Source organism: Lysinibacillus sp. C5.1 (genome assembly GCF_016350185.1).
In the GTDB taxonomy this organism is placed as follows: Bacteria; Bacillota; Bacilli; order Bacillales_A; family Planococcaceae; genus Lysinibacillus; species Lysinibacillus sphaericus.
On record NZ_CP066226.1, the window covers coordinates 3623081 to 3635891 of the forward strand.

The window sequence follows — 12811 nt, forward strand, 5'->3', positions numbered from 1 at the left end:
AGGTATTCTTGCGTGAGCATTCAAATTCAAAATGTTTCTAAGAAATTTGGTTCTTTTCAAGCTTTACAAGATGTATCCATCGATATTCAATCTGGTGAATTGATAGCGCTACTTGGCCCTTCTGGTTCTGGTAAAACGTCTTTACTGCGCGTGATTGCAGGGCTTGAAGCATCGGATGTCGGCGAAATCTTATTTGACGGTCAAACGATTACTAATCGTCACCCGAAGGAACGAAACGTAGGCTTTGTCTTTCAACACTATGCGCTCTTTCGCCATATGACGGTCTTCGATAATGTTGCCTATGGGTTGAAAGTACGACCACGTAAAACAAGACCATCCAAAGCAGAAATAACCGATAAAGTAATGACCCTACTGCGACTTGTTAAACTAGACAATTTTTCGGATCGCTATCCAACACAGCTATCTGGTGGGCAACGTCAACGGGTTGCACTTGCACGTGCACTTGCTGTGGAACCTAAAGTCCTTTTACTAGATGAACCATTTGGAGCACTTGATGCAAAAGTGCGTAAGGAATTACGGCGTTGGTTGCGGAAGTTACATGATGATTTTCATATTACAAGTATTTTTGTTACGCATGACCAAGAAGAAGCACTCGATGTCGCAGATCGTATCGTCGTGATGAACAACGGCAAAATTGAGCAAATTGGAAGTCCAGATGAAGTGTACACCCACCCTAAAAGTCCATTTGTTTATGATTTCTTAGGTAATGTTAACCTCTTTAAAGGGCGTTTACATAACGGTAAGTTGACACATGGAGAATTTGCCATTGATGTGCCAGATACGCATGCCCATACCCAAGAAGATGCAGTAGGCTATGTACGACCACACGATATACAAATTGAAAAAACAGCGGTGGCAGGCACTGTCCCCGCTCATATCAGCCATATTCATTTGCTTGGGCCGATTGTCCAAATTGAACTCCGTCGTTGTGACATGGATGAATTTTTAGAAGCAGAACTGACAAAAGAACAATTTTTAAGTCTTCATCTTAACGTAGGTGACAATGTATTTGTGCGACCAAAGCAATTAAAAGTATTTATCCCAGAAGATTATTCTATTTAAAAAACTCGGACAAAAAAGAAAAGTGTTAGATTGACTACCTTCAATCTAACACTTTTTGCTATGTCGTTCATGTCCGTTATGGCAGAAGTTCTTACCGCCAAAGTGTTTGCAAGGGCACACGTAAGCCGCAACACTCGCTGTCGCGGGCCTGTTGCGGCTTACATCTTGCGCTATTTCACAGGAGCCTTCGTGAATTTTTAGGCAATAGAATTCAGAATTGTTTGCGTGCCAGGCACCCTCCTTTTACTCCTTATAAAATTCTCGGCCATCAAAGACGGCTGTTACATAACCTGCACGAATTACAAAATCCCCGAAATGCTCGCCCTCTAAACGGTCTTTTGCATAGTGCAGCAAAATTGGACGTAGTTCGGCTAAAATTTCTTCTTCCCCAATATTTTCGCGATAAATTTTATTTAAGCGATTACCTGTAAAGCTTGCGCCAAGATACATGTTATATTTTCCTGGACCTTTGCCGATAAAGCCGATTTCACCCATTGCAGCGCGTGAGCACCCATTTGGGCAACCCGACATACGAATAACAATTTCCGTATCATGTAAACCCGCTTCATCGATAATCGTATCAATTTTCGTAATGAGTGAAGGCAAATAACGTTCTGCCTCTGCCATTGCTAAACCGCAAGTAGGCAACGACACACAAGCAATGGAATTACGGCGCAGCGCTGAATAGTGGGCCCCGTCTGTTAACTTATACTGCTCAATAAGCGCAGCAATGATTTCCTTTTGCTGTTGCGATACATTGCCAATCATTAAGTTTTGATTTGGTGTTAACCGGAAATCTCCGGTATGCACTTTGGCAATTTCTCGTAAACCTGTTAACAGCTCATAATCCTCAAAATCTTTAATGCGCCCATTTTGAATAAATAGCGTATAATGCCATTTACCATTTGCACCTTTAATCCATCCAAATTCATCGCCCGTTCGGTCAAATGTAAATGGACGCTCCGCTTGTATTTCCCACCCTAGTCGACGATGTAACTCTGCTTTAAACCAGTCGAGTCCACGTGCATCAATTGTATATTTAAAACGGGCATTTTTACGAATTGAACGATTACCATAATCACGTTGTATCGTAATAATTTTCTCTGCCGTCTCAAGTAATTTATCAGGCGTTATAAAGCCAATCATACGCGCAAGCTGTGGATACGTTTCATGATCACCATGTGTCATCCCCATACCACCACCAACTGCTACGTTAAAACCTACAAACTCATCATCTTCAACGATTGCAATAAAGCCAATATCTTGTGAGTAAACATCGACATCATTGCTCGGTGGAATCGCAATACCAATTTTAAATTTACGAGGCAAATATTGTGCACCGTAAATTGGCTCGATTTCTTCTTCTTGGCTATCCACTACTTTTTCGCCATCTAGCCATAACTCGTGATAGGCACGTGTTCTTGGCAATAAATGCTCACTTAACTTTGCTGACCAATTGTAAATTTCCTCGTGTAATGCTGATTGATTGGGATTGACATTACACATTACATTACGGTTGACATCCCCACATGCAGCAAGAGAATCTAAAAGTACTTCATTTATTTCTTGCATATATTTTTTGACATTCCATTTTAAAATCCCGTGCACTTGGAATGCCTGACGTGTTGTTAATTTTAATGAACCATTGCCATATTTTCTTGCCATCTCATCCATAACAAGCCACTGTGCAGGTGTTGCCGCACCACCAGGTGTACGTACACGCACCATAAACTGATACGCGGGCTCTAATTTTTGACGTTGCCGTTCATTTCTTAAATCTCGATCATCCTGTAAATAACTGCCATGAAATTTCATTAAGCGATTATCATCTTCAGGAATACCTGAACTTAAAGGTTCGTTCATTGTTCTTTCTAATGTTCCACGCAAGTAATTACTATCGCTTTTAATACGCTCAACATCGCTTGGTGTTCCAGGTTGTGGGGGTAAAATAATTTTTCCAGTCATTTATCTCGCTCCTTTACTAATAAACATCACGTTGGTAGCGCTTCTGCTGTTTCAAATCATTGATATACGCTTTCGCTTCCTCAGGCGTTTTATGCCCTTGCTGCTCAATAATGCGACAGATTGTTTGATCAACATCAGCAGCCATCGATTTTTCATCACCACAAACGTAAATAACAGCCCCTTGCTCAAGCCATTCATAAAATACTTGTGCCTTTTCGTGAATTTTATGTTGGACGTATACTTTTTTATCTGTATCACGTGAGAAAGCAACATCCATTTGAGCTAATGTGCCTGAAGCAAGCCAACGCTGCCAATCTGTTTGATAAAGGAAATCGGTGACAAAATGTTGATCGCCAAAAATCAGCCAAGAATCCCCTGTTATTCCTAATTCCTCTCGCTGCTCTAAAAAAGCACGATACGGCGCAACACCTGTGCCCGCACCAATCATAATAATTGGTGTATCTGCTTGTTCTGGCAATCTAAAGTTTGGATTTTTATGGACATAAATCGGTAATGTATCGCCCACTTGAATTCGCTCTGCAATACTGCCCGAACACACGCCCAAACGCTTTCGACCATTCGTTTCATAACTCACTTTAGCAATTGTTAAATGGACTTCATCACTATTGGCCAATTGGCTACTAGCAATGGAATACAATCTCGCTGGAATTTTACGAAGAAGGGCTACAAACTGTTGTGCATCCCAAGTAAAAGGAGCAAAATCTTCAACGACATCAAGTAAATCTCTTCCTCTTGCGTAATCCTTCCATGCTGTAGCACTTTCACATAGCTCTGCCAATGCTTTATGCACCGTAAAAGCACTTATTTTTTGTAAAAGAGGCTTCGACAACACTGTAATTTCTAATTTTTTTCGGAGCGCTTCTTTTAATTGCATAGATTCCTCAAACACCGTTACTTCTGTTTGAGGATGAAACTGCAAGGCTGTGATTAATGCATCTACTAAAGATTCATCATTTTCTGGCAAAATACCAATGCTATCTCCAGGCTCAAAATGTAAATTTGCACCTTCAATGGACAACTCAATATGACGTGTTTCCTTATTCGAGCCACGCCCATTTAAATTGATATTTTCCAGTACTTCGGCATAATACGGATGTTTGCGAGAATATGTAGCTTCTTCTTCTAATAATGGCGTTGTATGAGAGACAATTGCTGTATCGCTTTGCTGTAATAATGCCTGTTGAACAGCTGTAAACCATTCGGCTGCTGGTTCATCGTAATCAACATCACAGTCTCTACGTGGAACGATACGTTTCGCGCCTAACTTTTCAAATTGTGCGTCAAAATCCTGCCCAGTTTTACAGAAGAATTCATATGAGCTATCTCCTAATGCCAAAACAGAAAAGTGCAGATGTTCTAATTTAGGCGCACGCTTACTGTGCAAAAATTCATAGAATTGAATTGCTTGGTCGGGTGGTTCCCCTTCACCATGCGTACTCACTACGAGCAAAAGATTCGTTATTTTCTTCAAATTATTTGGCTTAAACTTTGCTAAAGATGTGACAGTCACCTCAATATCATTTGCTTTTAACGCAGCTGCAAATTTTTCAGCGAGTCCTTGGCTATTTCCAGTTTGTGAGCCATATAATAGCGTCACCGTTTTCGTCTCGGGTACTACCGACAATACTGCTTCTTCTACAACGGTATCTACTGTTGTTAGTGGAGCACTTAAGTAACCATTCAACCATATTTTTTGTTCTCCAGTTAATTTAGGTAGAAGTTCATTTAATAGCTTCACCTGTTCCTCATTAAAAGGACTGTTAATTACTTGCAGTTTCAACTTAGCCACCTCACGTATCATTATTAAATTATCTAAGACGTATTTTTTCTTTCTTTTCAATTTGTACAACGTAAAAGTTTTGAACAGTTAATGTAATCGAGCCATGGTTAACTGTATTTAAAATTTGTCGGACATTATCTAATGCTAGATTTATATTTTCTTTTCTTTTATCTACCATTACGAAAAACACCCTTCCTCCAAATAATTTCGTTTTATTAAGTCCATAATACGTTCCACTAATACTTTTCTTACATTATCGTCATAGCCCAAGCTATTACATAAAATCATGTTATTTACCTCATATCCTTGTAAACGTTTGGCTATACTTTGACGTAAAATGCCTGTAAACAATAAATACGGCACAATAAATACCAGCTCATTGTCTTGTTTTCTTTGCGCTAACCATTCCTCCAAATTAGGACCCGCTCCGTATAAAAAGCACGTATCGACCTTTCCATAACCATATTTATCGCGTAATCTTAATGCGATTTTTGTTAAATCCTCTCTTACTGCTGGATCACTACTGCCACGTCCAATCAGTAATACACTTGCATTGTTAAAATGGAGCTGTGTTTCTAAAATTCGTTTTTGAAGTGTATCAATTAATAGTTCATGTACGCCGAGTGGTTCACCGTATGTAAAATGTACTGTTGGATATTGCTTTTGTGCTTTGTCAATTTCCTTGGGAATATCATGCTTGGCATGCTGAGCGGCTAACAACAAAATTGGCATAATCGCAATGTCCGTTGCTCCTTGGCGGAAGCAGTTTTCTATACCTTGTGCAATCGTCGGCTCGGCTAGTTCCAAAAAACAAATTTCTTGTATTGGTAATGCAATGTCCTGTTGCACGCGTTGTAGAAATGCAACTGCTTGCTCTACACCAGCTTTCACACGACTGCCATGTGCTACATATAAAATCGCTTGCATCAAAACACTTCCTTATACTGACATCTCTTTGAAAGGCATTTGTGGACAAACTTCCTCAAACCATTGGATTTTTTCCCTTAATGTCACCACCTTACCAATTACAATCATGCTCGGATTTTGAATTTCTTCTTGCTGTACGACATCCACAATAGTTGCCAATGTACCTAGCACCGTTTTTTGTTGTGCACACGTTCCCCAATGAATAAGTGCGACAGGCGTTTGCGCATCACGTCCATATTGCAGTAACTGCTGTTGAATATAAGGCAAATTGCCAACGCCCATATAAATCGCAAGGGTATCGATTCCTTTAGCAAGACTTTCCCATTGAATACCATCATCTTTTCCTTCTCGCATATGCCCTGTGACCATTGCAAAGCTTGAACTCAAATCTCGATGTGTAACAGGAATTCCCGCATAGGCAGGTGCAGCTATACCAGATGTAATACCAGGTACGACCTCAAATGGTATGTGGTGTTGTGCAAGTACTTCAGCTTCCTCCGCACCTCTACCAAAAACGAAAGGGTCACCTCCTTTTAACCTTGTGACAATAAAACCTTGTTGTGCATAGCTTACAAGCGAATGATTAATATGATCTTGAATCATGGCATGCCGATTTGGTAACTTACCGCAAAATATTAACTTGGCACCCTTTTTCGCATAGGCTAATAAATCCTTATTGACCAGTCTGTCATATAAAATGACATCCGCTTGTTCAATGCAGCGCAATCCACGCACGGTAATCAAATCAACATCTCCAGGTCCCGCTCCTACTATGAACACTTTTCCCATGTCGTTGCACTCCTTTCATTCGATAAAAAAAGAGACTCATACTATCCATAGACACAGTCCTGCCTTTGGATAATAAGAGCCTCTAGTTTGCTAGTCAGCTTTTATTTTTAATTCTTAGTAATATAATAAGAATAATAAATAATTTAGTATATTCTGTCAACAGTTGTTTTATTCATTTTAAAAGTTAAACGACGAAACCAATCATTTTAAATTTACAATACGAAAAAAATGAGACTGGGACATAACTTAAAAAAAATGAGGAATAGAGGAAAGGTGTTCATAAATTTTTGCTATACGGAGAACTTAGCTATTTTTACTTTTGCAATAAATAAAAATTTAGAAGGGTTCACTAGTTGTTGGTAGGAAGGGGGGACTCCTGCTCAGAACGCACACAACGTAAGACGCTGGCATTCCTCGCGTTAGCGAGGGTTACGGCTTACTGTGCTGAGTGAAAAGCACCGCGCCGAAGCGGACAACAACGGCGCAGCAAAAAAGGTGTTAGATTGACTGCCATCAATCTAACACCTTTTCTCCTTTGTCCCAGCCTCACCTTTTTTACTTTTTAATGAGCCCATTGTTAAACTTCTGGCACTCGTTTAATTCACATTAATATGGTCTACGATACCTCGGGTATGGTCTACCTGGCGGGTAAAATGGACCTGGTGGGTATGGACGATAATTTGGATAATTAGGATAGTTTGGATATTGATTAAATTGTGATCCAAGTAGACCGCCTAAAAATCCTCCAAAAAATGGTGCGCCAATTGGCCAAAAGAAGCCACCGAAGCCTCCTGGATATCCTCCGAAATTCCGCATATGCTACCTCCCTTTTTCTCTATCGTATGAAGGGAGGTACATATACCGCAAGTCCTTTGCCTACTCTATTTCTCTTCACCTAAACGTTGCACAAAGTTTGCTAATGTTCGCACCATGACACCTGTACCGCCTTTTGGTCCTAAATCATGTGCAGAGACTGCATCCGATGTACCTGCAATATCTAAATGAATCCATGGTAAATCCCCAACAAACTCACCTACGAAGCCACCTCCGAAAATCATATGGCCATCGCGACCAGGAGAGTTGTTTAAATCGGCAATATCTGATTTCCGAATTCGCTTTTTATCACTTTCTGTTAACGGCATACGCCATACAAACTCATCTGTCTCTTGTGCTGCCTCCATAAAACTCGCATAGAATGCATCGTTATTAGAAAGCGCACCCGTTTTATCTAAACCAAGAGCTGTAATAACACCACCAGTTAAAGTGGCAACATCGATTAGCGCAGTTGCACCTTGTTGTTTAGCATATGTAGTAGCATCTGCCAGTACTAAACGACCTTCAGCATCAGTATTTAAAATTTCAACCGTTTTACCGCTATACGTTGTAATCACATCATCAGGTTTAAAGGCTGTATCCGAAACCATATTGTCCGTAGAACCAATAACGGCTACAACGTTTTTATTAGGGCGTAATTCACCAATAATTTTCATAGCGCCAAGCACAGCTGCTGCACCACCCATATCACCCTTCATTCCAACCATTGAATCTTTAGGTTTTAGAGAATAGCCCCCTGTATCATACGTTACACCTTTACCAACAAGCCCAATCGGATCAGTGAAATCTTCTGTTGCTTTATACTTTAAAGTGATAAGGCGAGGTTCCTCATATGAGCCTTGATTTACACTTAAAATACCACCCATTCCCAGTTCCTCTAGTTGGGCTTTATCTAAAATTTCCACTTCAAAATCATAGTCCATCGCAAGGGACTGTGCATAATTTGCTAAGTCTGTCGCTGTTAATAAATTTGGTGGAAGATTAATTAAGCTACGTGCTTCATTTACGGCATCTGCATAAATAATTCCGACCTCGAAGCTCGCTACAACATTATCTAAATCTTCAGCAGTAGTCACGAAATGTACAGCTTCCATGCGCTTATCTACTTCATTTGAAGTTGTTTTATAATGCGGAATTGTATAATAACCTAGCGTTGTGCCCTCACCTGCTAAAAATGCAACATCATCTACCGTTATTGTTTCTGTTGTAAATGATTCTAGCCAAATCGAATACTCTTTCACTTTTAAAGCATTTAGCTCTTTGCCAACTAAACCAAAGGCTGCACGTAAATCACCTTCCGTTAAGTTTTTACGTTCATCTAAGCCAACAAACAAAATTCGTTTTAGATGGGCATGCTCCTTCATAAATGGCAATTTCGTAATGGCTTTTAGTTCAGTCGAAACATCACCTGCACTAAGCCACCCATTCAGAGATTCTCCGTAAAAAGTCGAAAAACTTGCCCAATCTTGCATTTGTTCACGATGTTTTGTGACCCCCACCACTAATACTTCTGTAGAAATCGTTTCAAATGTTTTTGCTTCTTTAACAATATGCATAAATATTCCTCCATTCAATATTTCTATTATACCTAACTTTCAGAAATGCACGTAATATTTAGCTATTTCTTCTTTTAGAAAATAATGAATGTTATAATAAAGGCAATTACAAGTGAAGGTTGTGATGAATATGTCGATACTTCAAAATACTCCTCTACTCGTCGCCCTCTTTTCCGTTCTCTTTGCACAGTTTGTAAAAATCCCCATTCATTTTTTAATGACCAAACAATTAAAATGGGGACTGTTCACATCCACTGGAGGAATGCCTAGCTCACACTCCGCTTCTGTTACAGGGTTAACAACGTCCATCGCTTATGAAACAGGCTTAGATTCTCCCATTTTTGCCATAGCGGCTATGTTTTCTTTTATTGTCATGTATGATGCAAGTGGTGTTCGATACCAGGCAGGGCAACATGCTGTTGTCTTAAATCAGTTGCGCAAAGATTTTCAAACATTGTTACGTGATATAAAGGATTGGCCACAAATGGATGGGCAAGAAAAAATGGAAGAATTAAAAACCTTGCTTGGGCATAAGCGAAGTGAGGTATTTTTCGGAGCATTGACTGGCATTTTTATCGCCATCATAGCCTATCAATTTATTCAATAAAAAAAGAGTTGGTTCACATCCTCGAACCAGCTCCTTTCACAATTACATTGTGTCTTGTAAATATTAAAACATACGATATCCACTTTTACGTAAATAAATCATTACAATTCCTGCTACAATCGCTCCTGCAAAGCCGCCAGATAAAATAGCAATATCTACTGTTTGAAGTGCTTGCAATTTCTCCAACAGCGCAGGGAAAGCTGAACCAGGTTTAAAAATATAATCTAAAAAGCTTACTTCATCGACAATAAAAACAACAACAATTGGATATACAATTGCCATTAACCATGTCATTCGCAGTAACATATTCAATAAGAATCCGATACCAAAAAACATGACGAAAAATAACACAATTGAAATGATTAACTGTACTAATGAAACTGAACCACCCATGTATGTATAACCTCCGTTTTCCTCTCATTAGTTTACATGATTATGAGAGTGCTTTCAATGAACATATCCTTCATTTCGCATGTTCGTCATATTTTAGTAAATCGTCAACTTTCAGTAAATGTAGCTAGCTGTTCCTTGCATTATTTTTTAAAAAACAAACGGTAAGAAGTGTAACCGAATACCTCTCCTGGATTGATACCTTCAATGGCATCTAATTGATGCTGTTCAAACTGATTAGAAACCATTTCCTTTAACATGACCGATGTCATTTCATCCTGTGCCAATTCCCATGGATATAACCATTTTGCCTCTAACAATTCATTTTCTTGAATACAAAGCTGTTGTCGCTCGTCTTTCATCTTACAATAAAAAATAGCCATATTATCACTAACTTCACCGTGAATAACACCTGTACGGAAACCTATTAAGCCCGAAACATAGCAATCTAAACCTGTTTCTTCTTTTAATTCCCGAACAATCGCCTCATCCACTGTTTCACCTGCATTCACAAAACCTGCTGGTAATGACCAGCGCCCCTTTAAACCACTATAAGCCTTTTTGACAACAAGCCATTGTCCAAGCTCATTGACAGTACAACCAGCGACTCCTAACCAAACTTTGCCTCGATCTTTTTTCATATCCATTCACCTCTATGTCCATATTATAGCGTTAAGCTTTCTATAGTTAGAAGTTTTAATTATAGAAAAAAGACGATATCTTTGCAGTCAGAAGCTTTAAACTCAAGCACACGCATCCTGCGCAAAAGAAATATTCAGAATTGTTTCGGTGACTGGCACTCCATCCAATTGAGTTGTAAGATGTTTTTTAATTTTGCTACTTGCTCTTCTCCGATAGTACGAACCAATTGCTGTTCAATTTCTGCTTTATTCCGTTCATTTTGCTCATAGCACAGTTCACCGAAGTTCGTCATCCGTATTACTTTGTGCTTTTTACTATTCTCAGCGTTGCTCACTTCCACCAAACCTTTAGCTGCTAAACTTTTAATAAATTTATGAGTGGCTTGGCGAGAAAAATCCACAACTTTTGTTACTTCTGAAATAGTCGGTTGGTTTTTATAAATTTTGCTTAAAATATGCCATTCTGAGTTGGATATATGGACTGTATTATGTTTATTCCATTTCTCTTCAGCAAGTCGGCGAAGTATTTCATGACGTTCGCTCAACAAATCAATGACATCTCGATTTTGCAATTCGTCCTTCAACTCGTTCACCTTCATTCCCTAATTTTCGTAATTACTATACAAAAAAACGAAGTCATCGTCAACTAAGTTGACAAAAGTTCTTTTATTGTTTACAATTAATTTAGTCAACTAAGTTGACAATAATGTTTGATGGAGGGATTATACATGTATAATGTTGGCGATGTAGTCATTTATTCATCACATGGACTTTGTTCAGTTGAAGATATTTGTGAACAAACCTTTAGCGACATTACTAAAACTTACTACGTTTTACAACCACTAAACGATTCAAAATTAACGATACGTACTCCTATTGATAATGCAAAAAAACAGCTTAGAGATGTTATTCAAAAAGAAGAAGCCATTCGAATTTTACAATCCTTCACGTCTCCTGGTGTGGAATGGATTGAACAAAACACACATCGTATGAGATTTCACGTAGAAATTATTAAAACCGGCGATCGACAAAAGCAAGCTAACCTCTTAAATACACTGCTACGCAAAAAGATTGAATATGAAGCGAACGAAAAAAAATTCCCAAATCAAGAAGAAAAATTATTGCACTCTTTACAAGAAATTATATTTTCGGAATTCTCCATTGCACTCGATAAACCTTCAGAAGAAATTTATGATTATGTAGTAGCGAAACTTAGCTAACCATCTTTTACCTGTACATAAAGAAGCCGCAAATATCTCTATCTAAAGATATATCGCAGCTTCTTTCTTATTGTACGAATATCCCCTTTCACCAAAATCAAAGTAAACTTATCTACAACACCATGCTCACCCTATGCCCCTAAATATTTACATAACCATTTATTTATTATTACTTTTATATGTTATTATTTGTAATAGATATGTTTTAGTTAACAAATAAGCAACAATACTAAAATTATTTATCATAAATAAAATCGGGAGTAGGACAATTAATGGGGTTCTTTAATAGATTTTTTAAAAAAGTTGAAGAGGTTAATAAAGCAGAAGCTGATATTTCTGAACTTGAGTCTGCATTTACTCTAGCGTCACCATTAGATGAGGCAAATGACTTTTGGAAGGAAATTGCACAAAATATTATCGTAAACGCAGTGAAGGCGACTGACAACACAGTAGAACGTGCCTTTATTTTAATAGATATGGGTCAACAGCCATCTTTCCATATTTTTTACCAAATTGATGGGCATCTATTGAAGTGGTATGAGCTTGAAAATCCTACTATTATAGAAAAAATTCAAAATGAGTTACTACCTCAAGCTTCTAACGTTTCTAAAGCAGTAAATGATCAATTTATTCAAATGAACCATCCTAAAATTTCTTTTGCTGAACTGCAATTTGAATGGGCAACAGGAGCTTGGTTTTCTCATATTATCTGGGAAGATAATGACGATATCAATCTCAAAGCAGAAGAAATTTCAAGTCAATGGTTCAATACTTTGAGTGAGGAAATAAAAAATAAACCATTAGATAGTGATGCTAAACTTTCATGGTATCCTTAACATCTTAATAGGATTATATATTTTCAAAGAAATACTTTTGTGAAGGCTTGTGCGTTTGATCGACTATTCAGCACAAGTCTTTTTATTATGCTTTCTCAATCGCTACTGGAGGTTTACATTACAACAATGTGAGGTTTTTTTATAAATACCCCCGATTACTAA

14 protein-coding genes are annotated in these 12811 nt (G+C 38.3%); 4 read left to right on the forward strand and 10 right to left on the reverse strand.

Annotated elements, in window-relative coordinates; all coding sequences use genetic code 11:
* Positions 1-12 precede the first annotated feature (12 nt).
* Positions 13-1083, forward strand: coding sequence for a sulfate/molybdate ABC transporter ATP-binding protein (locus I5435_RS17810; protein ID WP_108030986.1), 1071 nt, complete (start codon positions 13-15; stop codon positions 1081-1083).
* A 243-nt stretch (positions 1084-1326) separates the two neighbouring features.
* Here the strand turns inward: I5435_RS17810 and cysI are convergent, their stop codons facing one another.
* The 7 genes from cysI to I5435_RS17845 all read right to left on the reverse strand — a co-directional run bounded on the left by cysI (position 1327) and on the right by I5435_RS17845 (position 8955).
* Positions 1327-3048, reverse strand: a complete 1722-nt coding sequence (cysI, locus tag I5435_RS17815; protein ID WP_337982685.1) for an assimilatory sulfite reductase (NADPH) hemoprotein subunit — start codon at positions 3046-3048, stop codon at positions 1327-1329.
* Between the two features lie 16 nt (positions 3049-3064).
* Entirely contained in the window at positions 3065-4849 is a 1785-nt protein-coding gene (locus tag I5435_RS17820) for an assimilatory sulfite reductase (NADPH) flavoprotein subunit (protein WP_337982686.1), read from the reverse strand.
* 28 nt (positions 4850-4877) lie between these two features.
* Positions 4878-5039, reverse strand: a complete 162-nt coding sequence (locus I5435_RS17825; protein WP_227665373.1) for a YezD family protein — start codon at positions 5037-5039, stop codon at positions 4878-4880.
* Positions 5027-5776, reverse strand: a complete 750-nt coding sequence (locus I5435_RS17830) for a sirohydrochlorin chelatase (RefSeq protein WP_337982687.1) — start codon at positions 5774-5776, stop codon at positions 5027-5029. The genes I5435_RS17825 and I5435_RS17830 overlap by 13 nt, the downstream gene beginning before the upstream one ends.
* Before the next feature lie 12 nt (positions 5777-5788).
* On the reverse strand, positions 5789-6565 hold the full coding sequence (gene cobA, locus I5435_RS17835; protein ID WP_024364855.1) for a uroporphyrinogen-III C-methyltransferase: 777 nt from the start codon (positions 6563-6565) through the stop codon (positions 5789-5791).
* A gap of 606 nt (positions 6566-7171) precedes the next feature.
* A complete protein-coding gene (locus tag I5435_RS17840; RefSeq protein WP_024364854.1) occupies positions 7172-7381 on the reverse strand; it encodes a hypothetical protein in 210 nt (69 codons plus the stop codon).
* Positions 7382-7446: 65 nt separating this feature from the next.
* Positions 7447-8955, reverse strand: coding sequence for a leucyl aminopeptidase (locus I5435_RS17845; RefSeq protein ID WP_024364853.1), 1509 nt, complete (start codon positions 8953-8955; stop codon positions 7447-7449).
* Positions 8956-9079: 124 nt separating this feature from the next.
* Between I5435_RS17845 and I5435_RS17850 the strand changes: the two genes are divergently transcribed.
* Entirely contained in the window at positions 9080-9562 is a 483-nt protein-coding gene (locus I5435_RS17850; protein ID WP_036205676.1) for a divergent PAP2 family protein, read from the forward strand.
* A 63-nt stretch (positions 9563-9625) separates the two neighbouring features.
* Here the strand turns inward: I5435_RS17850 and I5435_RS17855 are convergent, their stop codons facing one another.
* The 3 genes from I5435_RS17855 to I5435_RS17865 form a co-directional block, all read right to left on the reverse strand.
* On the reverse strand, positions 9626-9955 hold the full coding sequence (locus I5435_RS17855) for a YuiB family protein (RefSeq protein WP_024364851.1): 330 nt from the start codon (positions 9953-9955) through the stop codon (positions 9626-9628).
* A 140-nt stretch (positions 9956-10095) separates the two neighbouring features.
* Positions 10096-10593, reverse strand: a complete 498-nt coding sequence (locus tag I5435_RS17860; protein WP_024364850.1) for an NUDIX hydrolase — start codon at positions 10591-10593, stop codon at positions 10096-10098.
* A gap of 134 nt (positions 10594-10727) precedes the next feature.
* The gene (locus tag I5435_RS17865; RefSeq protein WP_337982688.1) at positions 10728-11186 is read right to left on the reverse strand and encodes a MarR family winged helix-turn-helix transcriptional regulator; all 459 of its coding nucleotides are present in this window, start codon (positions 11184-11186) and stop codon (positions 10728-10730) included.
* 135 nt (positions 11187-11321) lie between these two features.
* On the opposite strand from I5435_RS17865, the gene I5435_RS17870 reads away from it, so the two are divergent.
* Together I5435_RS17870 and I5435_RS17875 are read left to right on the forward strand one after the other, a co-directional pair.
* The gene (locus I5435_RS17870) at positions 11322-11813 is read left to right on the forward strand and encodes a CarD family transcriptional regulator (RefSeq protein ID WP_024364848.1); all 492 of its coding nucleotides are present in this window, start codon (positions 11322-11324) and stop codon (positions 11811-11813) included.
* Positions 11814-12085: 272 nt separating this feature from the next.
* Positions 12086-12649, forward strand: coding sequence for a hypothetical protein (locus tag I5435_RS17875; protein ID WP_337982689.1), 564 nt, complete (start codon positions 12086-12088; stop codon positions 12647-12649).
* Positions 12650-12811: the final 162 nt, after the last annotated feature.